This window comes from Pseudomonas sp. 910_21 (assembly GCF_052850735.1).
In genome coordinates this window covers 369,646-395,720 of the sequence record NZ_VXCY01000007.1, presented here as the reverse complement: position 1 = coordinate 395,720, position 26,075 = coordinate 369,646, and the positions used below count along the sequence as shown (strand labels likewise).

Here is a 26,075-nt window from a genome sequence, read left to right as displayed (position 1 = left end):
ATGTTCATTCACCTTGTGCGTAGGCGGTGGCCAGTTCCAGCAGGCGGGTGAAGTGGGCGATGGCGAAATACAGGTCATCGCGGGTGTCGCCGTCCCATTCTTCGACGGCTTCGCGGGCGGCTTTGAGTGAGGCGATGCGGGTTTTGATCTCGGCGATTTCCGCCGCGCCGCATTGTCTGGAGATGAGTTCCCAGCCGATCGGGGAGATGTTTTGCTGGATGCTAAGGCCTTCACGGGCTTGTTCAATCAGCGCTGTCAGTTTGCTCATGGGGGGTGTCCTTAAGAGGCTGGGGATTTGCTGGCTCCCTTGCCGGGCATGCGCATGCGTTGTGCCTTGGCGCCCAGGCGGCGGATGGTAACCCACTCGCGCCTCGCCCGGCGCGGGTTGTACACGATGGTTTTTTTATCCCGCCTGTTGCCTCGGGTGCTTGGCAGCGCCGCCCGGGTCGGCTTCAATATCCGCCCCTTTTTATGTTCAGGAGCTAGAAGGATGCAGCTTTATTACCGTTGGGCGGCGGCATGGGTCATGGCGTGGGTACTGGGAACCGGGCTGGCTCAGGCCGAGGAACGGCCACAGGTGGCGGACAAGATCCTGGCCTACACCGGGCCGCACGGGGTGAAGGTCTGGACCTTGCGCATCGGTGAGCGCAGCGCCCAGCAGGCGCTGGTGCAGGTGGAAGACGCCGACCACGACTGGAACATGCGCATTCAGAAAATGAGCGTGGAGCAAACAGACCGCGACACCCGTTACTTCACGCAGGTGGACGGGCAGAAGTTCGTGGTGCTGCTGCTTCAGGAAGGCTATGGCGAGCTGCATCTGCCGGGTGAGGCCAAGCCGCTGAAGGTGGGTTATGACAGCAACCTGTCCAGCTATGGCGATGCCCAGGCGTTTCTCAATGAGTACCTCAAGACCAAATAAAGTGTCGGGCGGGCGCTGCAGGTGCGACGCTCGTTGATCTGCAGCGCTCGTGCCGCGAGCGCTCTGCAACAACGCCTCCCTAGGGAGGCGTTGTGGTTTTACCCGGTTTGCAAACCTCTCAGCGCAAATCGAACCGATCCAGGTTCATCACCTTGTCCCAGGCCGCAACAAAGTCCTTCACGAACTGCTCGCCCGCATCCGCCGCTGCATACACCTCGGCCAGGGCCCGCAACTGGGAGTTGGAGCCCAACAGCAGATCAACCCGAGTACCGCTCCATTTGTATTGCCCGCTGGCGCGGTCGCTGCCTTCGAACTGTTCGCGAGCCTCGGACAGGGGTTTCCATTGGGTGCCCATGTCCAGCAGGTTGACGAAGAAGTCGTTGCTCAGGGTGCCCGGGCGCGAGGTGAACACGCCGTGGGGCGCTTGCCCGACGTTGGCCCCCAGCACTCGCAGGCCGCCCAGCAGCACGGTCAGTTGCGGGGCGGTCAGGGTCAGCAGTTGCGCTCTGTCCACCAGCAGGGCTTCGGCGGTGACGCCGCTGACCGGCTTGAGGTAGTTGCGAAAGCCATCGGCCACGGGTTCGAGCACGGCGAAGGATTCGACGTCGGTCTGTTCCTGGCTGGCGTCCATGCGCCCCGGGGCGAAGGGTACGCTGATGCTGTAGCCGGCATTTTTTGCCGCCAGTTCCACCGCCGCGCAACCTCCGAGGACGATCAGGTCCGCCAGGGATACGCGTTTGCCACCGGTCTGGGCGCTGTTGAAGGCGCTCTGGATGGCTTCCAGGCCTTGCAGCACCTGGGCCAGTTGCTGCGGTTGGTTGACCTCCCAGTCTTTTTGCGGGGCCAGGCGAATCCGTGCGCCGTTGGCGCCGCCGCGCTTGTCCGAGCCGCGGAAGGTCGAGGCCGAGGCCCAGGCGGTGGACACCAGTTGCGCCACGGACAGGCCCGAGTTGAGGATCTGGCCCTTGAGCTGCTGGATGTCCTGGGCGTCGATCAGTGGGTGGTTCACCGCCGGAATCGGGTCTTGCCAGATCAGTTCTTCGGCCGGCACTTCCGGGCCCAGGTAGCGGGCGCGCGGGCCCATGTCGCGGTGGGTGAGTTTGAACCAGGCCCGGGAGAAGGCGTCGGCCAGTTGCTCGGGGTGCTCATGGAAGCGCCGGGAGATCGCCTCGTAAGCCGGGTCGAAGCGCAGCGACAGGTCGGTGGTGAGCATCGACGGCGTGCGGCGTCGGCTCGGGTCGTGAGGGTCGGGCACGCTGTCGGCCCCGGCGCCACCCACGGGCCGCCATTGGTGGGCGCCGGCCGGGCTGGTGCTCAGCTCCCATTCGAAGCCGAACAGGTGGTCGAAGAAGTCGTTGCTCCAGCGAGTCGGGGTGGTGGTCCAGATCACTTCCAGGCCGCTGGTGATGGCATCACCACCGACGCCTGTGCCGAAGCTGCTGCGCCAGCCCAGGCCCTGTTCTTCCAGGCCGGCCGCTTCCGGTTCCAGCCCGACGTGGGTCGCGGGGCCGGCGCCGTGGGTCTTGCCGAAGGTGTGGCCACCGGCGATCAGGGCCACGGTTTCTTCGTCGTCCATGGCCATGCGGGCGAAGGTTTCACGGATGTCCCGGGCCGCCGCCAGCGGGTCGGGGTTGCCGTTGGGGCCTTCCGGGTTGACGTAAATCAGGCCCATCTGCACCGCCCCCAGGGGGTTTTCCAGCTCACGGTCGCCGCTGTAGCGCTGGTCGTCGAGCCAGGTGGTTTCGCTGCCCCAGTAGACGTTGTCTTCCGGCTCCCAGACGTCCTGGCGGCCACCGGCAAAGCCGAAGGTCTTCAAACCCATGGATTCCAGGGCGACGTTGCCGGTGAGCACGATCAGGTCGGCCCAGGAAATCTTGCGTCCGTATTTCTGCTTGATCGGCCAGATCAGCCGCCGCGCCTTGTCCAGGCTGACGTTGTCCGGCCAGCTGTTGAGCGGGGCGAAGCGCTGCTGCCCGCCCCCGGCGCCGCCACGGCCATCGGCGATGCGGTAGGTGCCGGCGCTGTGCCAGGCCATGCGCACGAACAGCGGGCCGTAGTGGCCGAAGTCCGCCGGCCACCAGGGTTGGGAGTCGGTCATCAACGCCAGCAGGTCGCGCTTCACCGCGGCCAGGTCCAGGCTGTTGAATTCGGCGGCGTAGTCGAAGTCCTCGGCCATCGGGTCGGACAGGTGCGAGTGCTGGTGGAGGATCTTCAGGTTCAGTTGGCCGGGCCACCAGTCGCGGTTGCGGGTGCCTTCGCCGGCGGTGTGTTTGAAAGGGCACTTGGATTCATTGGACATGGATCACTCCTTCGGTCATCGAAAACCTGCCGCTCGACGTTGGCCCCGGGTTGGACAACCGTGTGAAAAGCGTAGTGAAGGACAAGCGAAGGTAAAAATAGCTTCGCTTGATGACCCTGCCAGAAAAAAACCATGACCCGTGCCAGGCTCCCAGCGGGCACCCTGCCCCCTGCAGCCTGCTCATCCTCTGGCGAGCGACGCTCAGGCATGTTCAACGGCGCATAAGGCAAGCACGGCACATCGTGAACCACTGCTTAGCGCTGGGCGTCCAGGCAACGCTGGGTGTCGATGTCGATCTGCTGACGCAGGGCCTGGAACAACGGGCTGGCGTCGGTGTAGCGGCGACCGTAATCGAGGTTGAAGCGGTAGTCGAAGTCCGCCGGGTTCTGGCCCTGGGTGTGTTGCAGCAGGGTTTCCAGCTTGTCCAGGGCCTTGACCGTGCGCGCCTCGGCGCTGGCGGCGCCCTCGTATTCATCCCACAGGTCCAGCAGGCGTTGGCGGGCCGGGGCGTCCAGGGACCGGGCGAGAAATTGCAGATCGTCGCGTTCCTGCTGGCTCTTGTTCGGGTGCGCTGCCTGGGCCACCGCCGGGATGTCGCCGTGAATGGCTTCCCCCAGGTCATGGACGATGCACAGCTTCAGCACCCGCAGCAGGTCCAGTTCGCCCAGTTGGTCTTCGAACAGCAGCGCCATCAGGCACAGGCGCCAGCTGTGCTCGGCGGTGCTTTCCTGGCGGCCGCTGGAGGTGTGGGCGCTGCGCAGCACGTCCTTGAGTTTTTCCGCTTCACGGAGAAAGTCGAGACGGCCGCTGAGAAGTTCGGGGGTCATGGACAAGCCTGCTGCAAGTGAACGAGGCCCGCGCCGTGGGCAGCGGGCGATGGCTTGCCAGACTAGTCAGCAGGCAGATACCGGTCCACGGATAAAATATGCGTGGCGTGCCTCGACAAGCGCTTCAGAGGGTTTCCACTAGCCGCACGGCGTTGCCGTCGGACAGGTTGAGGCGAGTCCAGCGACACTGGCTGGGGGCGATGGGCACGATGGCCGAATCGTTGCGGCCGCTGAAGAACTCCAGGGACGGCGGCGCCAGTGCTGCGCGCCAGCCCAGGTCATCCAGGGCGGTCTCCTTGCGGATGATTTCCTCGGTGCAGAAGCCCCACAGGGATTGGCCCAGCAGCTCGCTCAAGGGCACGCCGAACTGCCCGGCGCGGGTCGGCGAACAGGCCAGCAGGCGGTGGGTCAGGTCGCACACCAGGTGCACGGCGCGCGGGCTGTCGTTCACCAGCCGCGCCAGGGCCTGATCGGCGGCGGCGCTGAGGTTGGCTGCCAGCAGTTGTTCCAGGCGCGCACGCTCTGCCGGTTCCATGGCCTGCTGGCCGTTTTCCCAGCGGGAAATGCTCGACTGCGCCACGCCGAACAGCTCGGCGGCGTGCTGCTGTTTGACCCGGTGCAACAGGCGCCAGCGCCTGAGGGCCAGGCCCAGATGGGGTGAGGTGAATAGGGCTGCGGACATGGCCTGGGCAATGCGAGTAAAGGGGCCGGCAGTTTCGCAGCCTCGGCGCTTGGCGGGCAACTTGCGCTGACCAACGCCATTCGCCCGCCCCGTCACAAGTAGCTGGACAGAGCGGCCAAAGCCCCGAAAAATCAGCACCTTTGCCCCGCCCTTTACGGGCCGGGCGTCTGTGCCAAGGAGTTCGGCCCAATGCTCAATGTCTTGTTTGTCTGCAGCCAGAACAAGCTGCGCAGCCCCACCGCCGAACAGGTGTTCGCCGACTGGCCGGGCATCCAGACCGCGTCGGCGGGGCTCAATCACGATGCCGAAGTGCCCCTGGGTCCGGAGCTGGTGCAATGGGCCGGGCTAATTCTGGTGATGGAAACCCGCCACCGGGAAAAACTGCGCAAGCGCTTCAAGGCGCAGTTGAACAACCAGCAGATTGTCTGCCTGAACATTCCCGATGATTACGACTTCATGGACCCGCAGCTGATCCAGTTGCTGCGGCAGAAGGTGCCGCAGTTTCTCCCTGCAAGCCAGGAGCTGCGCTGAACCGTCATTGCCCTTGGGGCAAGGCGGCGATCAGTTCCGCCGAGGCGTTGTACAGCGGCGTGCGGCCCTGCAACAGGATCTGCGCGCTGCGCCGGTAGGCAGCGCCGTCGATCAGTAGCTCCCCGGCCACCTGCCGGGCATTGATCAGGGTCTCCAGCACCCCGGCGGGGTTTTCAATCGCCAGCGGGTATTCGCCCGGCTCCTCGCCTATCACCGGTGCCCGCGCCAACAAGGCATGGGCCACGGTGCCCTCGGCCAGGCACGCCGCCGCCAGGCAGCAACCACCGGACACCGCCAGGGACGGGTGGGCGTTCTGTGGGGTGAAGTAGCGGGTGGCGATATCCCCTCCGTGGCGCGCCGGGCTGACGATGCAAATCTTCGGAATGGTTTCGCTGCGCCGCAGGTCGTCGGCGCTCATCAGGCTGCCATCGCGCTTACGCAGGCCCATGCGCAGGCCGCCTTGCACCATCAGTTCCAGCAGACGCGCCTTGAGCTGCGGGTCGGCGTCCAGTTCGGCCGGGGTTTCCTCGCCGGTCTGGCCCAGGTCCGCTGCGCGAAGGATGACCATGGGCACCGCCACATCGATGCAGGTGGCAGCAATGCCGTCCAGCAGGTCCACCCGTTTGCCGCTGGGGAACAGCGCGCCGGTCTTGGCCCCCACCGGCTTGTCGAGAAACAGGTCGACCCCGGGAAATACCCCGTTGACCCCGGGAATCCGCGTGTCGCTCAGCAGCCGGCCATTGGCGAACCCCAGGCGCGCATACATCGTGGTCTGGGTGTTGCTGTTGTAGATCTCGATCTGCCCGCCGCCCTCCCCGGGTTCCAGCCAGCCGCGCTGCAAGGCGTACAACGGCAGGGCCGCGGACATGTTGCCGCAGTTGACGCTCCAGTCGATGGCGCTCTTGCCCGCTGCCAGCTGCGCCAGGGTGCTGATCATCCGCGTCTCGCCGGGGCGGCGTTCGACGATGAACACCTTGTTGCTGGTGGGCCCGCCGCGCCCCAGGCCGGTGATCTGGGTATTGCCCGGCCACTCGCCATGCAGGGGCACGCCCATCAGGTGGCGCAGCAGTTCTTCCACCAGGGCTTCGTCCCGGGGCAGCGCTTCGCGGGCCAGGATCAGTCCGGTGGAGGTGCCGCCACGGGCGTGGCACACGGGGAATTCAGGGATGGCAGCAGGCTTGGGCAGATCGGACATGGCGGGCGCCTCCACGGTGGGCGAATAGAGCGGCCCCTTGTCGGGCAGGCAACGGGCAGCGGCGCAGCATGATAAACCGTCGCGGCCGATCCCGGGGCGCAGGCCTGACTGAAGACGCCGCAGCGAGCGCCTGACCCTGGCCCTGCACCGCTCGTCTTGCACTCGCTCTTTTTGAAGTGGGCCATTTGACTAACCGTCTTGAGGATCTAGATTCCACTCGCGACTTCATGGAAGTGCATCAAGCCCGATGCCCGATAGACCGGGACCCGAGTACCGATGCTCAGTGGCCGCGCCCGGAAACTCGATTGCCTGTTTGCCTGGGCACTCCAGGCATCTAACGCGACAGCAGGGAGCTGGACATGAACGACAACATCATCGACATCATGGTCACCATTGATGTGGACACCATTCTCAACAGCCAGGGCAAACAATTCGACAGCGGCCAAGTGTTCAACCTGCAAAAAAGCGACCCGACGCAGCCCAGCCACCTCTATAACTTCACCACCAGCGGGGTAAGGCTCTCCAGTCAGGCGATCTATATGGTGGCCAGACGCAACAACTCCCCAGCCGGCGAAGGTACGGATGAACTGTCGGTCAACCTCAAGGAGGGCGACCTGGTCCGCTGGCGCAGCACCAGCCTGTCCGAGGGGCTGTACTACTCGGTACTGCTGTATCAGTACACCCAGACGTCCCCGGTAGTGACGCAACAAAACCCCAATTATGTGCAAGACATCAATCCGGTGGTCTTGAACCACACGCCCATGCCGATCATCAATCAAGGCGATCCATCCGCGCAGCCCATCGCCCAGAGCGTCAAGAATTTCTATTGGGAAGGCAAAGCCGTGCGCCAAGGCAGCATCACCTACACCTGGGCGTTCATGATTGTCGACAGTGACAATCAAGTGGTGGGTTACTGCGACTGGGACCCCTACATCAATATCAACTGAGTGCCTTGTCCCTCTCCCTGTCGGTACGGGGAGAGGGACTTGCCGTGCCCCTGCCCGATCACTGTCGACGCCTCCTGCCCCTGCTCCCACCCCGTTCAACCTTGGCCAACCGCTGACCCACTGCGAACTGAACACTTGCCTCCTGCCCGACGCGGCCCGTATTTTATCGACCCCGCCTCAACAACGTCCGGGCCAGCTCCGCGGTCGCCGATGGCGTGGGTCCGTTCCCCTTGCGCTGTCCCGGAGACTGTATGGATCTCGCCACCCTGAGCCTGTTCATCCCCGCCTGTTTCGCCCTGAACATGGCCCCCGGCCCGAACAACCTGTTGTCCGTGAGCAACGCCACGCGTTACGGCTATCGCCAATCCTGCCTGGCGGGAAGCGGCCGGTTGCTGGCCTTCGCTGCCATGATCGCCCTGGCCGCCGCCGGCCTGGCAGTGGTCCTGCAGACCTCGGAACTGTTGTTCCATGCCATCAAGATTCTGGGCGCGGGGTATCTGCTGTACCTGGCCTGGCAACTGTGGCGTGCCAACCCCGGCAATGAACGGGACGCTGAACCGGTCCGCGTCGGTCTGTGGCCCCTGGCGCGCCAGGAATTCCTGGTGGCGGCGGGCAACCCCAAGGCAATCCTGATCTTCACCGCCTTCCTGCCGCAGTTCGTCGATCCGACGCAGCCGATGGGCCCGCAGTTCCTGATCCTGGGCGCGCTGTTCCTGGGGCTGGAGTGGATCGCCATCAGCGCCTACGCCTACATGGGCCTGCACATGCGTCGCTGGTTCGCCGAACCCCGGGGCAAGCGCCTGTTCAATCGCGGCTGCGCGGTGCTGCTGTCGGGGGCGGCGTCGGTGCTGCTGATGGCGCGGCGCGGCTAGTCCCTGCTGCCAGTTGGACGCGGTAGCCAAACACCTCCAGCCTCCTCCAGGCGCGCGATAAGGCGTTCGGCCACCTGATGCCGCTGGTAGCGCTATTGTCTTGGGGACCTTGCTGTAGGCAGCGACAAACCGCGAACAGAATCCAGGACCAAAGTAAACTAACATCCTTATATGAAGTTTTGCGATAACTTAACAAATCACCGCAACTAACAAAACAAACCAAGAAGAAAAATCATTAACAAGCACACCACTCAACCAACAAAACAAAAAACCAAAACACCTCAAACAAACAAAATAGCAAGCTAATAATCAATCAAGCCCCCACCCCTTTAAACAAAACAATTTCGCAAACACATCAACAACTTACACTCCAAAAAATCGCAATAACCCTCAGAACTTAATCGCCCCTCTCTCATTTGACAAACACCACTCCAGCGCTACTCTAAAAACCTATAAAGCGCGCTCAGCCACCTCATAAAAAACAAAGCCAACACCAAAACTGTTTAATACTTTTTAACTATCAGCATTAAAAACACAACAACCAGGCACTCACCAAAAAGTCTAAACACTAGACAGCAACACGGCAAACAACAGAAGCCTGTCACCAAGGAGCTCCATATCATGAACGATGAGACCATTCGCTCAGCAATAGCACTCGCCAACAAAATCGTCAGCAATCCGACTTTAATAGAGAGAGTCAAAGAAAACCCTCAAACCGAATTGCCAAAACTTGCTCAAGAAGTCGTTACGGAGATGTCCTCCCCACTCCAAACCGACCGCTGGATTTATCGCATTGTCGTCTTGTCGCTGGGCAGTACCGTGCTGATCGTAGTTGCCGGCGCTGTTCTCCTTTCCATTATCCATGGAGCACAAATAGATATACCGGAGATGATGACCGCCCTTGGCTCTGCAGCTGTCGGCGCACTGGCCGGCCTGCTTGCTCCCAGTCCGACGTCCCGCTGAGCTTCAACGTCTTCCGAGTTGAAGCCCCTGCAAATACGCTGAACAGCACTTGGGAATCAAGCCCTCCACAGGTCACGCAGGATAGCTCATCACTATGAGCAAGGAGCCACAATGAAACCTCGCCCTCTAGTTTGGATTCTTTTTATATGGTGTTTCCAACTCGGCGGATGCGCCTATCACTCACAGGCCATTACCGACTTTTCAGCAGCAACCCTGTCCTACAGCGACGCCGCAAAGAAACTTATTACAGATGCTTCGAACCAGTGTAGAACCTCTCACACTTTGGAATACCTAGGACAACTTGACCCCCAAAATGCTCCAGGCTACAACCCCAGCAGCTTGAAATCCGAAGTCGAAAGTATTTGTCAAGGGACAGATATAAGAGACTCAACGCTCAACGCGCTTGCCGACACTCTAACTGGCTATGCAGCGGCCTTAGGAAAAATGTCGAAGTTACAATCAGGCACCTTCGATGGCTCCCTGATCAAACTGACCGATGCTGCAGCAAAGCTTAATGAAAACAAACCAAGCGCCGAGGTCAAAGCCGGAGCACTGCTGGCGGAGTCCTCCATTGCTTTTATATTGCAGGCGAAAACAAAGCAGCAACTCAAAAACATGCTGTATGAGAATCATGCGCGAATAAGTCTTATCAGCAGCCGCTTGGAACAGTATGCAAACTATGTTTACCCCACTGACATGTACGCCTCCCATGGAATATACGACAACCTCGGCCAGTCGTTAAAAGTGGCCTCACAGGCTCATAGTTCCTCAGAAGCGGCAGCCAGAATGCCGGTTCGCAAACTGTATGCCGAAGTGTACGCCCTCAACGAAGCCAGCAGCCTAACTGCCACCTCTGAACGAGTAAAAAAATTCCAGGAAGCTACTGCGGCTTTTATCAAGGCGCACAGGGAACTCATGGTCAACATTGATCACCTGGACACACAGGAAGTCTTGGCTGAAATAAAGAATTTCTCTGATCGCGCCTCTTCGCTTCGCGAAGCATTTAATGCAACAAAAGAAGGAGAGCAATAATCATGGCCGAAGTTAACGAAAGTTTCATTGCAGAAAAAACAGCTTATGTTTTGAAGTTGATTGATACCAGAAACAAGATCAACGAACTGCTGAACAGCGACCCGCCTCCGGAAAACGCCGACGAACTCATCCACCAGAGAAAAGGGCTGGCCCGGGAAGCCCAGCGCATCACCAACAGCGTGGGAATTCTCATCGGTCAGAGCGCAGCTGAAGCGGTCGAGGGAATACAGGCCAGTATTCAGCAAGTCGATGATTTCATCAGCCGTGTACAAACAGCTGCTCAGCTACTCAAGGGCGCTACCGCAATACTTGGCTTGGCCAGTGCCATCGCGATTGGCAGTGCGGCCGGTATCGTCACTGCTGCCGTCGGCTGTGTCACGATACTCAAGGAAATGGACTGAGGCGGGCCTACGATTGATGAAGCAACATATCGCCACGAGTCAAAACCCTCGATGGAGATAGTGGGCAAGTATCGTGATCCGCAATGATATGGCCTTTACTCAATGGGCAAAGGCCATGTTGGCTGGCTATGATGGATCACCATGAACCCCAGCCCAGCTACCCGCCAACCCTGTCCGCCCGGCGCCTGCATCTGCGAGCGCGAGCAGTTGCTGGACACCCCCGGAGCCGACCTGCGCATCCTCAATCTGACGCGCCAGGAGGAAAAGCGTCTGCTCGAACGCCTGGAAAATCTCAAGGACCTGGCGGACCTGGAGCACATGCAGCGGCGGATCTACCAGCAACTGGGGGTCCGTGTGGAAATCACCCCCAGCGACAACGAAGTGCGCAGCATGCGCGGTATCACCATCGCCCTGGCCGAGCACCCCGGCCTGTGCCGCAAGACCCGGCAGTCGATTCCGGCCGCCATCCGCCGGGCCATGGAGAACCGCCCGGAAATCGCCTACCGCCTGCTCGATGCCCAGGACTTGCTGCGCGATACCTGAGCACCCTCCTCGAACCACGAGATGGGCCGGCCGAGCTTCGAGCTTGCGGCGTGCGGCGTGAAACAGGAAAATCGCCGCAGCTTTTTTCTCAGGATTCCGAACATGCCCAACTCGCCTCTCAACGCCGCCGACTTCGAAGTGATCGAAGACACTCTGCTCAAGTACGGCGACGACCACTCGGTGCTCAACCCTTGCGAGCTGGATGGCTACTTCACCGCGCTGGTCTCGGGCCCGGCCCAGGTCGACATCGCCGAATGGTTCCCGGGGATCTGGGGCGGCGAAAACCCAAGCTGGGAAACCCCGGAGGAATGCCGGCAGTTCATCGACCTCTGCGTACGCCACATCAACACCCTGGCCGCCCAGTTGAGCAGCGCCCCCGAAGGATTCAAGGCGCGCTTCGAACAGACCGAGCACCAGGGCCAGAACCTGCTGCTGGCCGAAGAATGGTGTTTCGGCTACCTGCGCGGGGTGGCCGTGGGCAACTGGCCGCAAATGCCGGCGCCACAGGTCCAGGCGCTGCAGTTGATCATCGACTGCGCCGAACAGGACAACTTCGAATTGCCCGCCGATCTGGACCTGGAGCAGCATCGCCAGCAGATCGCGGCCATCGAACCCGCCGCGCGGCAGTTGCATGCCTACTGGTCGGCGCAGCGCTGAGACAAACTGCGCCCCCATGAAAAACGCCGCTTGCCCTGAACAGAGCAAGCGGCGTTTTTATTTGCACCCGGCCAGCGGCGCGAGGCTTACAGCAGTTTGCGCTGCACCGCTTCATCCAGGGTGCTGCGAGCCAGCGCCTGGACCACGTCGCGGGTGTCCTGCTGGAAGGGGATGGCGACGATCAGCAGCAACTGCATCCAGGTGCGCACCGATTCGCTCTTGCGAATCCGCCCCAGCTCCTTGCCGTCCTTGTCCTTGAACACCGTCTCCAGGGTGAAGGTGTTCTTGGCCGTGGACGGAATCACGAAGAAGGTGGCGCCGGTGATGATGGCCGAAGCCATGCTGAACTGTTCGTTGTTGTACAGGGTGGCTTCGGCATACAGGTCCGACTCGACCTTGTCGGTGCTGACCCGGGCAAAGCGCCCGGACTGGCGGTAGGCATCGGCCACCACGGTCTCCCAGGCAGCCGCAGGAGTGCCGGCGGCGGCATTGGCCGGGCCGCCGTTGACCTGGTACATCGCCGTGGTGCGCACAAAGGCGCTGGGCTTTTGCTCAGCGACTTGCGCAGCGGGCGGCCAGGTGCTGACCGGCGTCAGTTCGTGTTGCGAGTAGGACACGCAACCGCCCAGCAATAAGGCTGCGAGCACCAGGGCGTGCTTGATGGAACCCAACATGTGACTCTCCTTGATCCTAGTGTTGCGCCAAGCGGGCGCTGGCGTTGTCGAGCAATTTGGCAACCAGTTCGTTGAGTTGCTTGGCGCCCTGGGTCGGGGCCCAGTACTCGCGCCCGTAGAGGCCGACGTTGCGCTCGAACTTGAGCTGCTCCTTGGCACTGGCCAGTTCCTTGCCGTCGCGGTCGACAATCGACAGATCGCCGGCCAGGTCGAAGGTATCGACGTAGATCGGACCGTTGACCCAGATCCACACGGTCAGGGTCAGCAAGGCGCCGGGCAGGTAGCCCGGATGGGGTGCACGATGGCCCTTGAGGGAGGTCATGTTGAACTTCAGCACTACGTCCCCCTCACCCAGGCGGGTGGGGTATTCGCTGAGCTGGCGAAAGTAGCCGGCGCTCTTGACGTAGGGGGTCAGCTGAGCCGTCAGCGAACGGCTGATGGCGGTGCGGGTGGCTTCGTCGATACCGGCAGCGGTGACCTGCACATCGGCGATTTGCGCGGTGCGCGGGCTGCTGACGGGAGCGGGATGCAACGGCGCGCCCAGCGGGCCGGTGACGTTGTAGGACACACAGCCGGTCAGCGCCAGGGTGGCGATGAGGGCGGCGGCCCCGAGGAGGGTTCTGAACACGAAATATCCTTATTGATGAACGGACAGCACCAACGTCTCGACCCCGGGGGCCAGAACTTTAGGAAAACCGCGTATTCAGTTGGGCGGCACAGGCCCGCTTCCGGGCGTTATTGATAGTCCTCTTCATAGGCCTGGAGCAGATTGAACAAGTGCTCCTGGGGCATCGCGCAGTCCTGCAACGGTTCGGGCGCAACCCCGTGCCATTGCTCATCGGGGTCGCTTTCGACAATCAACAGCGGCACTTGGGCATTGTTGAAGAAGGCGAGGATGTCGCGCAGTTCCTGCTCACGTTCCACATGGTCGTTGTGAAACAGCTTGGCGCTGTAGAAGAAACCCTCGGCGCCACGGCGCAGATGGCCCTGGGCAACGCTCAGGGCCAGGCCCAGGCGCTGATGGAGAAACTTCACCAGCGCCAGGCTGCTGGTGGGTGTCGCCACGGCGATGCTTATCCGGGACATGGCAGGCTCCTTGAAAAATCCCTGGGTATCAGCCGTGCGATTACTCGGGTTGCCACAGTTCGAGCCCCTCCATGTGGCGTTCGATGTCATCCATCTGATCGTCCCCCAGGGTGCAGTCGAACGGCTCGCTGAGAATCCTGCGCACCTGGGCCAGGCGCTGGGTAACCTGCTGGCCATCGATGAAATCGGTGGTGGCGCGCTGGTAGTCGGCCACGGGTTTGTCCATGTAATAGGCACCCATCTTGTGCAGCGAGATCAAGACGAACTCCAGTTCCGCCAGGGCTTGCAGTGCCTGCTCGCCTGAGAGGGTGATGGTGCGGTTGCTTTCCAGCATCGAATACTTCCTTGGCTCTCAACAATTGGACAGACCGTCGCTACCTGAGTAGCGTGCGGCGCACACTTCAATTCGACAGGCCCCCAAAACATGCTGATCAGGGACTATCAAAGCAGCGATCTGGAAGCGTTGCTGGCACTCTGGCTGGACGCTTCAATCCAGGCCCACCACTTTGTCGACCCCGACTTCTGGCGCTCCAAGGTCGAGGACATGCGCAGCCTCTACATTCCCAACGCCCAGACCCGAGTGATCGAACGCGACGGCCAACTCCTGGGTTTCTACTGCCTGCATGAGGATCAACTGGCAGCGATTTTCGTCAGCGTTCAGCACCAGGGCCTGGGCTTGGGTACGCAACTGCTGGCCGATGCCCGCCAGCGCCGCTCACGCCTGGAACTGGCGGTGTATGCCGCCAACCTGCCGAGCATCGGCTTTTACCGCCAGCAGGGTTTCCAGGTGATCGACAACGGCATCGACCCCGATACCGGACAGGCCGAGCTGATCATGGCCTGGCCGGGTTGAACAACGTCTCTGACTGCGCTCACCGACTCGGTGCCGGAGCCAGCTTGAGCCGGCTAGGATCGACCGCGCAGGCCATGTTGCGCAGCTCCCCGATCAACGACTGACGGGGGAATGCGGCCCATTGCGCAAGATCTTCCTTGCGCATGACCTCTACGCCCTGGGCGAACGGCTCGGAGAAGTACACCCGGCCGAACTGCGCCGACTCATCCTTCTCGCAGTTGATCACCCGGATCGCGCGGGAGCTGTAGATCGGCGGTTTGCCACCGCCCAGCTCGGCAGGCTTGGCGTAGTTGTTGACCAGATAGAACTGCCGCAGGTTCGGGTTGTTCTGGTAGAGGGCCAGCGAGTTGGCGGCAAAGTAAGTGCCTAGCTCCGGGGTCTCCAGCACCTTGAACATGCCCTCCGGACGCTGCGGCGCCGGGGCCTCCTTGGGGGTACCCGAATGCGCGCAACCGGCGAGCACCAGCGCCGCGCTCAAGCTCAACAGCTTGTTCATCGGCCCGCTCCCTGGGCCAGGTCCGGCCGCTCCTGCTCCAACAGCGGCTGATCGATGCTGCCCTGCAACGAGCAGAGCAGACGGGTCTTGCCGTCTTCATCGCTGAGCATGAGGATCTTTTCCGCAGAACCCGGCGCCGGGGCGATGCCCGAAGCGGCGCCCGGGTTGTCCTGCCAGGGCGCCGCAGCGTTGGCCTTGATCTGCGCTCGGGAGATGAAGTATTCGCCGGCCTCCTGCCAACCGGCCTGGGGCAGCGCGGCCATGACGGCCTCGCGGCTGGCATCGATTTCAAAGCCCCAGAAGTGGAAGGTGCCCTGCTCGCCCAGGTCGAACTGGCGGTCGTAGTAGGCGGTCAGGGGCAGGCCCTGATCCAGCAGCGGGCGGGAAAACGCCGTCAGCGCGGTGGCGCTGTCGCGGCGCTCCACCACCGGAATCCAGGCAATGCCCTGGCGCTGATTCTCCGCCAGCTTCACCACCTGCCCGAGCTCGGCGCGCTGCTGATACAGGGCCTTGAAGAACCCCGGCTGGCAGTCCAGCAGGCTTTGGCTGAGGCTGGCCGCCTGGGCGGTGCCGGCCCACAGGCCAAAGAGCAAGGCCAGCAGCGGTGTGCTGGAAAGGCAGGGCAAGGTGCGGGTCCGTTGCATGGTCTGGAGCATCCTGAGCAGGCGAAAAAACCGCGACTCTACTCCCGCCGGCACCGCCGAGACAAATCCGCCGGCAGGCGCCAGGTCTGCATGGCAAAGCGGCGCCGCAACCGCTTCAGAGGAAAATGCTGCCCTTGAGGTACAAGGCCCCGTAGCCGCTGATGATCACCCGCCCGTTGTCCAGCACCTGACACTCCAACTGGCCCTTGCGCGCCCCGCCCTGTTGCGCCCGCAACTGACGCTTGCCCAGGCGCGCGGCCCAGTAAGGCGCCAGGGAGGTATGGGCGGAACCGGTGACCGGGTCTTCATTGACCCCGACCCGCGGGCCGAACCAGCGCGAGACGAAATCGAATTCCTGGGACGGCGCCGTCACGGCAATGCCGCGTACATCAAAGGCCGCCAGTGCGGCGAAATCGGGCTTGAGCGCCTCCACCAGAGATTCGTCGTCCACCACCAGCAGATAATCGTCGGTGCGGTACAGGGCCTCGGCCGCCGGCAACCCCAGGGCTTGCAGCAGGGCCGGAGGAATCGCCACCGCCTCGGGCTGCTTGGCGGGAAAATCCATGGACAGCAGACCGCCCTCGCGGCTCACCCGCAACTCGCCGCTGCGGGTGGCAAAACGCAGCACGTCGCGGCGCTCGCCCAGCTGCTCGAACAGCACCCAGGCCGCCGCCAGGGTGGCGTGCCCGCACAGGTCGACTTCCACCGTGGGGGTGAACCAGCGCAGTTCGAACACTTCGCCCCGGGGCACGAAATAGGCGGTTTCCGACAGGTTGTTCTCCAGGGCGATGCGCTGCAGGACCGCGTCCGGCAACCAGGCATCCAGGGGGCAGATCGCCGCCGGGTTGCCACCGAAGACTTGGGAGGTAAAGGCATCCACTTGAAAGATATCGAGCTGCATCGCGGTCATTCCTCGGCGCCTTCGGCGCGGATCTGTTCCAGGTAGTTGTAGATGGTGTAGCGGGTCACCCCCAGGGCCGCGGCGGCCTTTTCGATCCCGCCCTTGACGATGAACACCCCGCGCTCCTGCATCTGGCGCACGGCGTCGAGCTTGTGCTGCTTGCTCATGCGCGCCCCGTTTCCCGGGCAGGCGCCCTGGATGATCTGGGCCAGCAACTGTTCCATGTCGCGGGTTTCGTCGCGGCGCGGCGCAGGCGCACTGCCCAGGCCCAGCAACTGCCCGAGGCAGGCATGAGCGGCGGCAATGCCGCTCAGGTCGCTGTTGCTGCACAGGCTGGCGAAAGGCTGCCCGCTGCGGTCGCGAAAGATCACCGTGGAACTGCGCAGCTCACGGCCGTCGGGGGCCAGGGTCGGGTAGTTCTCCAGCACCAGCGGGGTGGTCGCGGTGCGGTCTTGCAGGGCGCGTCGCACCGCGGCAAACCCCAGGTCCTGGCGCGGCCCGACCAGCACCGGATCGCCCACCTGGCGCCCGGTGACATGGCCGTTGGCGATGGCAACGATCGACGATTCCGGGCGGTCCAGGTCATGCAGGACGATTTCCACATGCTGGCCGACCACACTGGCAAGCATCTGCAAGGTGCTGCTGAGCACTTGCAAGACCAGCTGGCGCTCGGCAAGAAGAGCATCGGAAGGCAGGTTCATGGGCGGTTACCAAGGAAAGCGGCCAGGAAAAATATCAACACAATGTTGAATATTCAACTTTTAGTTGATTGCGACCTCAATCCCGTCAGCCCATCGTGGCAATTGCATAGCCAGGGGCATTGCTGCAATATTCGCAAATGTAAAACGTTCTCATTAAATATCCCCATTCAAGTGCTCTGCCCCATGACCCCCAACCTGCTCCTCGTGGAAGACGACGCCAGACTGCGCGACGATCTGGACCGGCATTTCCGCCAGCGCGGCTTTGCCGTCACCCCCTGCGCCGACGGTCGCCAGGGCTTGGCCGCGGTGCGCGCCGGTCACTTCGACCTGGTGCTGCTGGACATCATGCTGCCGGGCATGGACGGCCTGGCCTTGCTGGAAACCCTGCGCCACGAACAAGACACGCCAGTGATGCTGATGTCGGCCCTGGGGGCCGAGCAGGACCGGATCACTGGCTTCACCCGGGGCGCCGACGACTACCTGCCCAAACCCTTCAGCCTGGCCGAACTGGACGCCCGCGCCGACGCCCTGCTGCGGCGCATGGCCCGGGTGCAACAGCAGCAGGCCACACGCCAGGACCCGGACCTCGACTTCGACGACCAGGCTCAGGACGTGCTGCACCAGGGCCGCGCAGCGGGCCTGACCGGCTCGGAATACCGGTTGCTGGTGACCCTGCGCGAGCACCCCGGAGAAACCCTGAGCAAACCCTTTCTCTATCAGCAGGTACTGCACCGCATCTATACGCGCCTGGATCGTGGCCTGGATGTGCACGTGTGCAACCTGCGGCGCAAACTCACCGACCTGGGGGTGCAGCACCTGCAGATCCAGGCGGTGCGCGGCGCCGGCTACATCCTGGTGGAGGCGCAACGTCACTGATGCGCCGTCATCCCCTGCTGTGGAAACTGGCCGTGCTGCAGATCGGCTTCTGCCTGCTGCTGACCTGGATCATCTGGACCTGGGGCCTGTCGGCGGAACGCAGCACCTATTTTCTCGACCCCGCCGACCGCCAGTACCTGGCCAGCTACGCCCAGCAGGCCGAGAACGCCTGGCGCCAGGGCGGCGTGGCCGCGGTCGATGAGTTCCAGCGACAACTGGCGGCCCGGGAAGACACCTGGGTCGCGGTGATCGGCGATCGCCTGCAGAGCCTGGGCAGCACCCCGCTGACCGCCGAGGACGCCAGCCACCTGACCTTCATGCGCAAGCTCGACTGGCCCATGAGCCGGCGCCTGCAGGACGAGTTGCCCTACGTCAGCATCGAATTCCCCGAGCACCCGGAGCAAGGCCGTCTGGTGCTGCAACTGCCCGAGCGCCTGTTGCCCAGTGGCCTGACACCCTGGACCCACCTCCTCAGCCATGGCGTGGTGCCGACCCTGCTCGCCGCCCTGCTCGGCCTGTTGCTCTATCGTCATCTGGTGCTGCCGCTGAACCGCCTGCGCGACCGCGCCGATGCCTTGCGCGCCGACGACCTGGAAAGCCAGGGGCTGGGCACGCCCCTGGTGAACCGCCACGACGAGTTGGGGGAACTGGCCCTGGCCTTCGAGCACATGGCCGAGCGCCTGCGCCAGAGCCTGGCCCAGCAGCGCCTGCTGCTGCGGACCTTGTCCCATGAGCTGCGCACGCCCCTGGCGCGGTTGCGCATCGCCCATGACAGCCAGTTGCCGCCGGAGCAGTTGCGCCAGCGCCTGGACCGGGAAATCGCCGACATGCAGCGCCTGCTGGAAGACACCCTGGACCTGGCCTGGCTCGACACCGAACGTCCGCAACTGCCCACCGAAGCGGTGCAGGTGCTGTCGATCTGGGAGGCGCTGCGCGAGGATGCCTGCTTCGAAAGCGCCTGGGACGCCGAGCGCCTGCCCTGCCTGCTGGACGCCGACTGCCGGGTCCAGGTGCACCTGGACAGCATTGCCCAGGCCCTGGAAAACCTGCTGCGCAATGCCATTCGCTACTCCCCCGCCGACGGCCGGGTGAGCCTGCGCGGCTGGCGCGAAGGCGCCTGTTGGCACCTGTGCCTGGAAGACCAGGGACCGGGCGTCGCCGAGCAGGACCTGCAACGGATCTTCCAGCCCTACCAGCGCCTGGACTCGGCCCAGGGCGACGGTTTCGGCCTGGGCCTGGCCATCGCCCGGCGCGCCGTGGAGCTGCATCAGGGGCGGATCTGGGCCAGCAATGGCACCCCCGGGCTGTGCATGCACCTGCTACTGCCCGCCGCCTAGACCCATGACCTGGAAGTGTTTAGAAAGTTAATGCGCTTTACTCGCAAATAGCAGTCATTATCATTCGTGATCTTCTGTTTCTGCCTCTGTCCGGAGATCACCGATGTCCATGCGCTCGATGCGTCCTTTCGCCCCCTTCCTGCTGTCCGGCTGCTGCCTGCTCAGCCACGCGGTGCAGGCCGCCAATGCAGGCTCGACCCAGCCGGTCCTGGAGCTGGAACCCCAGAGCGTCATCGCCACCGCCAAGGAAGAAACCAAGCAGGCACCGGGGGTCTCGGTGATCACCGCCGAGGACATCCAGAAACGCCCGCCGGCCAACGACCTGTCGCAGATCATCCGCACCATGCCCGGGGTCAACCTCACCGGTAACTCCACCAGCGGCCAGCGCGGCAATAACCGGCAGATCGACATCCGCGGCATGGGCCCGGAAAACACCCTGATCCTGGTGGACGGCAAGCCGGTGGGCAGCCGCAACTCGGTGCGCTACGGCTGGCGCGGCGAGCGTGACAGCCGCGGCGACACCAACTGGGTGCCGGCCGATCAGGTCGAACGCATCGAAGTGATCCGCGGCCCGGCGGCGGCCCGCTACGGCAACGGCGCCGCTGGCGGGGTGATCAACATCATCACCAAGCAGGCCGGCAGCCAGACCCACGGCAACGCCACGCTCTACAGCTCGTTCCCGACCCACAAGGACGAAGGCGCCACCCAGCGTATGAGCTTCGGCCTTAATGGCCCGCTCACCGACACCTTGAGCTACCGGGTCTATGGCAACGTGGCCAAGACCGATTCCGACGACGCCGACATCAACGCCGGCCATGAATCCCTGCGCACCGGCAACCAGGTCGGCACCCTGCCCGCCGGCCGCGAAGGCGTGCGCAACAAGGACCTCAACGGCCTGTTGAGCTGGCGCATGACTCCAGACCAGAGCCTGGACTTCGAAGCCGGCTTCAGCCGCCAGGGCAACCTCTACACCGGCGATACCCAGAACACCAACAGCAACAAGAATGTGCAGAACCTGCTGGGCCACGAGACCAACCGCAGCTACCGCGAAACCTATGCCCTGACCCATCGCGGCGAATGGGACTTCGGCAGCTCCATGGCCTACCTGCAATACGAGAAGACCCGCAACACGCGGATCAACGAAGGCCTGGCCGGCGGCACCGAAGGCATCTTCAGCAACAGCGAGTTCTACACCGCGGTGCTGCGCGACCTGACCGCCCATGGCGAAGTCAACCTGCCACTGCACGCCGGTTTCGAGCAGACCCTGACCCTGGGCAGCGAATGGTCGCAGCAGAAGCTCGACGACCCCAGCGCCAACACCCAGAGCACCAGTGAAGGCGGCGCCGTGGGCGGCCTGAGCAGCAGCAACCGCAGCACCCAGTCCAGCGCGCAGATCTTCTCGCTGTTCGCTGAAGACAACATCGAACTGCAGCCGGGCACCATGCTCACCCCCGGCCTGCGTCTGGATCACCACAGCATCGTCGGCGACAACTGGAGCCCGTCCCTCAACCTGTCCCACGCCCTGAGCGACACCCTGACCCTCAAGGCCGGCATCGCCCGAGCCTACAAGGCGCCCAACCTGTACCAGCTCAACGCCGACTACCTGCTCTACAGCCGCGGCCAGGGCTGCTACGGCCAGAGCACCAGCTGCTACCTGCAGGGCAACGACAAGCTCAAGGCGGAAACCAGCGTCAACAAGGAACTGGGCCTGGAATACAAGGCCGACGGCTGGGTGGCCGGCCTGACCTACTTCCGCAACGACTACAAGAACAAGGTGGAATCCGGCGTGGCCCCGGTGAACCGGGCCAGCGGCGGCAGCGGCGCCTACCGCAACGCGGCGATCTACCAGTGGGAGAACGTGCCCAAGGCCCTGGTAGAAGGTCTGGAAGGCACCCTGACCATTCCTTTGGCCAGCCAGCTGACCTGGAACAACAACTTCACCTACATGCTGCAATCGAAGAACAAGCAAACCGGCGACTACCTCTCGGTGACCCCGCGCTACACCCTCAACTCGATGCTCGACTGGCAGGCCACCCAGGACCTGTCGCTGCAGGCGACCGTGGCCTGGTACGGCCAGCAGACGCCGAAGAAGTACGACTACCACGGCGACCGGGTCACTGGCAGCGCCACCCAGCAACTGGCGCCCTACGCCATTGCCGGGGTCAGCGGTACCTACGCCCTGACCCGCAATCTGAGCCTGACCGCCGGGGTCGACAACCTGTTCGACAAACGCCTGTTCCGTGAAGGCAACGCCCAGGGCGTGAACAACATCGCCGGGGCCGGCGCCGCCACCTACAACGAACCCGGGCGCACCCTGTACACCAGCCTGACCGCATCGTTCTGAGCCATCACCAAGAGCCATCACCAAGAGCCCGTCGAGAACGCCTGATGAGAACTTTTTTTCTGCCCCTGGTCCTGGCCTGGGGCCTTGCGGGAGCGGCCCTGGCCGCCCCCGCCCCGGACCAGCCCATGGACCGCAGCCTGCTGCAGCGCCAGGACCTGCCCTACCGTTTCAGCAGCCTGCAACTGGACTCCGCCGACGGCCAGCGGCACTACCAACTGTGGATCGGCCAGCCGCTGCAGGCGCCGCCGCCACAGGGTTATCCGGTGCTGTGGATGCTCGATGGCAATGCTGCCATCGGTGCTCTGGACCCCGAGCAGCTCAAGCGCCTGGACCGGGGCCCGGCGCCGCTGCTGGTGGCGCTGGGTTACCAGACCCCGCTGCGCATCGAACGCAACGCCCGCACCTATGACTACACCCCGCAGCAGCCGGGCCAGGCGCAGCAGCAAGACCCGCTGACCGGGCAACCCAGCGGTGGCGCCGAGGCCTTCCTGCAACTGCTGCGCGAACGCATGCGCCCGGCAGTGGCGGCGCAGGTGCCGATCGACGCCACGCAGCAAACCCTGTGGGGCCATTCCTACGGTGGCCTGCTGGTGCTGCAGGCGCTGTTCGCCCGGCCTCAGGAGTTTCGTCACTACGCCGCCGCGAGCCCTTCGCTGTGGTGGGGCGACGGCCTGATCCTGACTCAAGCCCAAGGCCTGGCCGGACGCCTGCAGGGCCATCGTGCGCAACTGTTGCTGATGCGCGGCGGCGCCGAACCGGGCAACCCCCGCCAGCCACCGGGGCCCGAGGCCGACCAGCGTGCCAGACAGTTGCAGGCGCAACTGGCCCAGGTGCCGGGATTGGCCCTGGACTACCACAGCTTCGAAAAGCTCAGCCATGGTCAAACCCTGGCCGCTTCCCTGCACTACGTGCTCGAGCGGCTCTACCTGCCGGCGACCAAGGACTGACGCCCCGGCGCCCGGGCGCAAGGCCCGGGCCGCGAGTTTCAGCGCAAGAGACAGAGTGCAAGCGTCGGGACCCCGGGCTAACCTGCCAGTCGCCCCGCCACTTGCCCTGGATACCCCATGTCTGCGTCCTCCACCGCTGCACTCTTTCTTGCCTCGCTGGACAGCGACTGGGCCCGGCTGATTGCCGCCATCGGACCCTGCCGGCACCAGCCGCGACCGGAACGCGAGCCCTACCAGGCCCTGGTACGAGCGGTGGCCTACCAGCAACTGCACGCCCGGGCCGGCGACGCGATCCTTGCCCGACTGCGCGGGCTGTTTCCCGGCCAGGACTTCCCCACGCCCGAGCAACTCAGCGTGACCTGTGTTGAGCGCCTGCGCGGCTGCGGTTTTTCCGCACGCAAGGTAGCGACCCTGCAGGGCATCGCCCAGGCCACCCTCGACGGTCGCGTACCCGATGCCGAAGGCGCCCGTGATCTGGATGACGAGCAACTGATCGAACGCCTGACCCAACTGCCCGGGATCGGCCGCTGGACCGTGGAGATGCTGCTGATCTACAGCCTTGAGCGGGAGGACGTATTGCCCGTGGACGACTTTGGCGTGCGCGAGGGCTATCGCCGCCTCAAGGGCCTGGAACAGCAGCCCAGTCCCCGACAGCTGCGCGAGCTCGGCAACGCCTGGCGCCCCTGGCGCACCACTGCCGCCTGGTACCTGTGGCGAGTACCGACAGCCTGAACACCGCGCACTTGACCCGGTGCGGGCTGGCCGCTGCGCGGTTCGCCGGCAAGCCGGCTCCTACAGATGCACGCGGCCTCGTCCGTAGGAGCTGGCTTGCCAGCGAAAGCGCCCACAAGATCGCCCCATTCCCCCGCCATCAACCGCGCCCTCGCTGGCAAGCCGGCGAACAGGCTCTCAAGCCTTACGCTGCCCTCGCCGATGACTTCGCTGGCAAGCCAGTTCCTACATTGGGGCTGTGCCTGCACAATCCCATCGCCGAGCTCCTGCATAGGGGCAATTGAACCGCGCGCGCGTAACCCCTAAAGTCACGCCTCCCGATATCAATCTGAGATCGCCGATGGCCGCTCTTCGCCTGACTACCCTGCACACCACTCAAGCGGTGCTGGACGCCTTTCGCGACAGCGATGTATCGCCCGAGGTGCTGCTCGAAGGCAGTGGCATCCAGCTGGCCGACCTGGATCTGCCCAACAGCCTGATCAACATCAGCCAGGAAATGCGCGTGTTCAGCAACGCCGTGGCCTTTCGCCAGGACCTGGGCCTGGTGCTGGGGCGCAACCTGCATATCAGTGCCTACGGCATGTTCGGCCTGACCCTGCTGACCAGCGCCACCCTGCGCGAAGGCTGGTCCCTGGCCCTGCGCTACCCCTTGCTCCTGGGCACCTTCTTTCGCCTCGACCTGGAGGTTCGCGACGGCCTGGCCTGGCTCACCGCCGACCAGTACAGCGAGACCGAGCTTGAGGTGTTCAACACCGACTTCTGCATGTCGTCCTACCGGGTCACCTGCCAGGACCTGCTGGGCTGCTCCCTGCCCCTGCGCCAGGTGCAACTGATGCACGGCCCGCAACCCTACCTGGACAGCTACGAGCAGGCCTTCAACTGCCCGGTGCAGTTCAACGCCGGGCGCAACGCCATCGGCTTCGACCTGGAATGGCTGGACCGGCGCCTGCCCCTGGCGGATCTGGTGACCCAGAACGACATGCTGCAACGCTGTATCCGCCTCAACGAGGAGCTCAGCGCCCGGCCGACCTGGATCGATCAGGTGCGGCGCATCCTCAATGAACAGCTGCACGCGGTGCCGGACTTCGACAGCCTGGCGCGCCAGGTGCACTGTTCCCCCAGCACCCTGCGCCGGCGTCTGCGGGCCCAGGACACCAGCTATCAGCAGTTGCTCGATGAGCTGCGCTATGCCCGGGCCCAGCAGTTGCTGGGCCAGCACAGCCTGCCCATCTACCGCATCGCCGAAGCCCTGGGTTTCAAGGAAACCGCGAGTTTCCGCCATGCCTTCCAACGCTGGAGCGGTGTCGCTCCCGGGCGCTTCCGGCAGTTGGCCGGCCAGCTCGGACCGCTCTCGGACTGCGCTGAAGATTGACGCTAAATATCCCCTATTGACCGTTCCCAACATTCTCTCAGGGACCTATCCGGCCAAGAATGACCGCATCGGAAGGTTCCGCTCATTTCAGACATGGAGTTGTCGCATGAAATCGCTGCATACCGCCCTCACCCGCCTGGCCCTGAGCTGCTCTCTGAGCGCCCTGGCCCTGACCGTCTCCTTCACTGCCCAGGCCGCCCCAGAGCGCACGGTGAACATCTTCAACTGGTCGGAGTACATCGCGCCCAACACCATCAAGGATTTCCAGGCCCAGAGCGCGATCAAGGTCAAGTACGACATCTTCGAAAGCAATGAAGTGCTGGAAGCCAAACTGCTGACCGGCAACAGCGGCTACGACGTGGTGGTGCCTTCCAGCGGTTTCGTCAGCAAGCAGATCAGCGCCGGCGCCTTCCAGCCCCTGGACCGTGGCCAACTGCCGAACTGGAAGAACCTCGACCCGGCGGTGATGAAGCTGCTGGAGCAGAGCGACCCGGGCAACCGCTACGTGATCCCCTACATGTGGGGCACCAACCTGATCGGCTACAACCGCGACAAGGTCCAGGAACTGCTGGGCACCGATGCCCCGGTCAATAGCTGGGACCTGGTGTTCAAGGAAGAGAACCTGAAGAAGCTCAGCCAGTGTGGCGTGACCTTCCTCGACTCGCCGACCGAGATGCTGCCCCTGGCCCTGCACTACCTGGGCCTGGACCCCAACAGCCAGAACCCCGAGGACTACCGCAAGGCCGAGGCCCTGCTGCTCAAGCTGCGTCCTTATGTGCGCTACTTCCACAGCGCCAAGTGGATGGGCGATATCGCCAACGGCAACATCTGTGTGGCCGTGGGTTACTCCGGCGGCTTCCTGCAGGCGGCCAACCGCGCCAACGAAGCCAAGAACGGCGTGCACATCGAAATGCGCATTCCCAAGGAAGGCACCCTGGTGTGGATCGACACCGTGGCCATCCCCGCCGGCGCCAAGCATGTGGACACCGCCCACACCTTTCTCAATTACCTGATGGAACCCAAAGTCATCGCCTCCATCAGCAACTACGTCGGCTACCCCAACGGCGTGACCGACTCCAAACCGTTCATCCAGCAGTCGCTGCTGGACAACCCGGACCTGTTCCCCAGCGCCGAGACCATGACCCGCCTGTACCCCCTGGCACCGCTGCCGGCCAAGGCCGAACGCACCCGGACCCGAACCTGGGTCAAGGTCACCAGTGGCCGCTGAGTTTCTCACCCCCAAG

The 26,075-nt window shown here is 63.6% G+C and carries 30 protein-coding genes; 17 read left to right on the top strand and 13 right to left on the bottom strand.

Going from position 1 to position 26,075, the window contains the following annotated elements:
• Positions 1–4: 4 nt before the first annotated feature.
• Positions 5–268, bottom strand: a complete 264-nt coding sequence (locus FW796_RS23325; RefSeq protein WP_446440123.1) for a hypothetical protein — start codon at positions 266–268, stop codon at positions 5–7.
• A 222-nt stretch (positions 269–490) separates the two neighbouring features.
• On the opposite strand from FW796_RS23325, the gene FW796_RS23320 reads away from it, so the two are divergent.
• On the top strand, positions 491–919 hold the full coding sequence (locus FW796_RS23320) for a hypothetical protein (protein ID WP_446440122.1): 429 nt from the start codon (positions 491–493) through the stop codon (positions 917–919).
• Between the two features lie 118 nt (positions 920–1,037).
• Here the strand turns inward: FW796_RS23320 and katG are convergent, their stop codons facing one another.
• From katG to FW796_RS23305, 3 genes are all read right to left on the bottom strand, one after another.
• The gene (gene katG / locus FW796_RS23315; RefSeq protein WP_446440121.1) at positions 1,038–3,218 is read right to left on the bottom strand and encodes a catalase/peroxidase HPI; all 2,181 of its coding nucleotides are present in this window, start codon (positions 3,216–3,218) and stop codon (positions 1,038–1,040) included.
• A gap of 254 nt (positions 3,219–3,472) precedes the next feature.
• Entirely contained in the window at positions 3,473–4,045 is a 573-nt protein-coding gene (locus tag FW796_RS23310) for an HD domain-containing protein (RefSeq protein ID WP_404939619.1), read from the bottom strand.
• A gap of 124 nt (positions 4,046–4,169) precedes the next feature.
• Positions 4,170–4,727: a helix-turn-helix domain-containing protein gene (locus tag FW796_RS23305; protein WP_446440120.1), complete on the bottom strand. Its 558-nt coding sequence runs from the start codon at positions 4,725–4,727 to the stop codon at positions 4,170–4,172.
• Between the two features lie 189 nt (positions 4,728–4,916).
• Between FW796_RS23305 and FW796_RS23300 the strand changes: the two genes are divergently transcribed.
• Positions 4,917–5,258 carry a low molecular weight protein tyrosine phosphatase family protein gene (locus FW796_RS23300; RefSeq protein ID WP_236186584.1) on the top strand — a complete coding sequence of 114 codons (342 nt, stop codon included), beginning with the start codon at positions 4,917–4,919 and terminating at the stop codon, positions 5,256–5,258.
• 4 nt (positions 5,259–5,262) lie between these two features.
• Here FW796_RS23300 and FW796_RS23295 read toward each other — a convergent pair whose 3' ends face one another.
• A complete protein-coding gene (locus tag FW796_RS23295; RefSeq protein ID WP_446440119.1) occupies positions 5,263–6,453 on the bottom strand; it encodes a PrpF domain-containing protein in 1,191 nt (396 codons plus the stop codon).
• Between the two features lie 359 nt (positions 6,454–6,812).
• On the opposite strand from FW796_RS23295, the gene FW796_RS23290 reads away from it, so the two are divergent.
• The 7 genes from FW796_RS23290 to FW796_RS23260 all read left to right on the top strand — a co-directional run bounded on the left by FW796_RS23290 (position 6,813) and on the right by FW796_RS23260 (position 11,868).
• A complete protein-coding gene (locus FW796_RS23290; protein WP_346632697.1) occupies positions 6,813–7,400 on the top strand; it encodes an AidA/PixA family protein in 588 nt (195 codons plus the stop codon).
• A 251-nt stretch (positions 7,401–7,651) separates the two neighbouring features.
• Positions 7,652–8,272 (top strand): LysE family translocator, encoded by a 621-nt coding sequence (locus FW796_RS23285; RefSeq protein WP_446440118.1) that lies wholly within the window; start codon positions 7,652–7,654, stop codon positions 8,270–8,272.
• Between the two features lie 621 nt (positions 8,273–8,893).
• Positions 8,894–9,235: a hypothetical protein gene (locus FW796_RS23280; protein ID WP_404939611.1), complete on the top strand. Its 342-nt coding sequence runs from the start codon at positions 8,894–8,896 to the stop codon at positions 9,233–9,235.
• A gap of 111 nt (positions 9,236–9,346) precedes the next feature.
• Positions 9,347–10,267: a hypothetical protein gene (locus FW796_RS23275; protein WP_404939609.1), complete on the top strand. Its 921-nt coding sequence runs from the start codon at positions 9,347–9,349 to the stop codon at positions 10,265–10,267.
• A 2-nt stretch (positions 10,268–10,269) separates the two neighbouring features.
• Entirely contained in the window at positions 10,270–10,668 is a 399-nt protein-coding gene (locus FW796_RS23270; protein ID WP_404939607.1) for a hypothetical protein, read from the top strand.
• A gap of 141 nt (positions 10,669–10,809) precedes the next feature.
• Positions 10,810–11,211: a hypothetical protein gene (locus FW796_RS23265; protein ID WP_346632690.1), complete on the top strand. Its 402-nt coding sequence runs from the start codon at positions 10,810–10,812 to the stop codon at positions 11,209–11,211.
• A 102-nt stretch (positions 11,212–11,313) separates the two neighbouring features.
• A complete protein-coding gene (locus FW796_RS23260) occupies positions 11,314–11,868 on the top strand; it encodes a UPF0149 family protein (RefSeq protein ID WP_446440117.1) in 555 nt (184 codons plus the stop codon).
• Between the two features lie 86 nt (positions 11,869–11,954).
• On the opposite strand, the gene FW796_RS23255 is transcribed toward FW796_RS23260, so the two are convergent.
• The 4 genes from FW796_RS23255 to FW796_RS23240 all read right to left on the bottom strand — a co-directional run bounded on the left by FW796_RS23255 (position 11,955) and on the right by FW796_RS23240 (position 13,962).
• Positions 11,955–12,542 (bottom strand): hypothetical protein, encoded by a 588-nt coding sequence (locus FW796_RS23255; RefSeq protein WP_346632688.1) that lies wholly within the window; start codon positions 12,540–12,542, stop codon positions 11,955–11,957.
• 16 nt (positions 12,543–12,558) lie between these two features.
• Positions 12,559–13,170, bottom strand: coding sequence for a hypothetical protein (locus FW796_RS23250; RefSeq protein WP_346632687.1), 612 nt, complete (start codon positions 13,168–13,170; stop codon positions 12,559–12,561).
• Between the two features lie 107 nt (positions 13,171–13,277).
• Complete coding sequence (locus FW796_RS23245) at positions 13,278–13,628, bottom strand: hypothetical protein (protein ID WP_346632686.1); 351 nt, start codon at positions 13,626–13,628, stop codon at positions 13,278–13,280.
• A 40-nt stretch (positions 13,629–13,668) separates the two neighbouring features.
• A complete protein-coding gene (locus FW796_RS23240) occupies positions 13,669–13,962 on the bottom strand; it encodes a hypothetical protein (protein ID WP_346632685.1) in 294 nt (97 codons plus the stop codon).
• A 90-nt stretch (positions 13,963–14,052) separates the two neighbouring features.
• Between FW796_RS23240 and FW796_RS23235 the strand changes: the two genes are divergently transcribed.
• Positions 14,053–14,481 carry an N-acetyltransferase gene (locus tag FW796_RS23235; protein ID WP_446440116.1) on the top strand — a complete coding sequence of 143 codons (429 nt, stop codon included), beginning with the start codon at positions 14,053–14,055 and terminating at the stop codon, positions 14,479–14,481.
• Between the two features lie 19 nt (positions 14,482–14,500).
• On the opposite strand, the gene FW796_RS23230 is transcribed toward FW796_RS23235, so the two are convergent.
• From FW796_RS23230 to FW796_RS23215, 4 genes are all read right to left on the bottom strand, one after another.
• Positions 14,501–14,977, bottom strand: a complete 477-nt coding sequence (locus FW796_RS23230; protein WP_346632683.1) for a surface-adhesin E family protein — start codon at positions 14,975–14,977, stop codon at positions 14,501–14,503.
• Complete coding sequence (locus FW796_RS23225) at positions 14,974–15,621, bottom strand: hypothetical protein (RefSeq protein WP_404939599.1); 648 nt, start codon at positions 15,619–15,621, stop codon at positions 14,974–14,976. The genes FW796_RS23230 and FW796_RS23225 overlap by 4 nt, the downstream gene beginning before the upstream one ends.
• Positions 15,622–15,736: 115 nt before the next feature.
• Complete coding sequence (locus FW796_RS23220; protein WP_446440140.1) at positions 15,737–16,522, bottom strand: PhzF family phenazine biosynthesis protein; 786 nt, start codon at positions 16,520–16,522, stop codon at positions 15,737–15,739.
• A 5-nt stretch (positions 16,523–16,527) separates the two neighbouring features.
• Complete coding sequence (locus tag FW796_RS23215) at positions 16,528–17,223, bottom strand: helix-turn-helix transcriptional regulator (protein ID WP_446440115.1); 696 nt, start codon at positions 17,221–17,223, stop codon at positions 16,528–16,530.
• Between the two features lie 183 nt (positions 17,224–17,406).
• On the opposite strand from FW796_RS23215, the gene FW796_RS23210 reads away from it, so the two are divergent.
• The 7 genes from FW796_RS23210 (at position 17,407) to FW796_RS23180 (ending at position 26,059) form a co-directional block, all read left to right on the top strand.
• On the top strand, positions 17,407–18,099 hold the full coding sequence (locus FW796_RS23210; protein ID WP_346632680.1) for a response regulator transcription factor: 693 nt from the start codon (positions 17,407–17,409) through the stop codon (positions 18,097–18,099).
• Positions 18,099–19,436 (top strand): HAMP domain-containing sensor histidine kinase, encoded by a 1,338-nt coding sequence (locus FW796_RS23205; protein ID WP_446440114.1) that lies wholly within the window; start codon positions 18,099–18,101, stop codon positions 19,434–19,436. The genes FW796_RS23210 and FW796_RS23205 overlap by 1 nt, the downstream gene beginning before the upstream one ends.
• A 109-nt stretch (positions 19,437–19,545) precedes the next feature.
• The gene (locus tag FW796_RS23200; protein ID WP_446440139.1) at positions 19,546–21,780 is read left to right on the top strand and encodes a TonB-dependent siderophore receptor; all 2,235 of its coding nucleotides are present in this window, start codon (positions 19,546–19,548) and stop codon (positions 21,778–21,780) included.
• A 44-nt stretch (positions 21,781–21,824) separates the two neighbouring features.
• Positions 21,825–22,727 carry an alpha/beta hydrolase gene (locus FW796_RS23195; RefSeq protein WP_346632677.1) on the top strand — a complete coding sequence of 301 codons (903 nt, stop codon included), beginning with the start codon at positions 21,825–21,827 and terminating at the stop codon, positions 22,725–22,727.
• A gap of 117 nt (positions 22,728–22,844) precedes the next feature.
• Positions 22,845–23,459 (top strand): DNA-3-methyladenine glycosylase family protein, encoded by a 615-nt coding sequence (locus FW796_RS23190; protein WP_446440113.1) that lies wholly within the window; start codon positions 22,845–22,847, stop codon positions 23,457–23,459.
• A 340-nt stretch (positions 23,460–23,799) separates the two neighbouring features.
• The gene (locus FW796_RS23185) at positions 23,800–24,831 is read left to right on the top strand and encodes an AraC family transcriptional regulator (protein ID WP_346632675.1); all 1,032 of its coding nucleotides are present in this window, start codon (positions 23,800–23,802) and stop codon (positions 24,829–24,831) included.
• A 106-nt stretch (positions 24,832–24,937) separates the two neighbouring features.
• The gene (locus FW796_RS23180) at positions 24,938–26,059 is read left to right on the top strand and encodes a polyamine ABC transporter substrate-binding protein (protein WP_443693499.1); all 1,122 of its coding nucleotides are present in this window, start codon (positions 24,938–24,940) and stop codon (positions 26,057–26,059) included.
• Positions 26,060–26,075 lie beyond the last annotated feature (16 nt).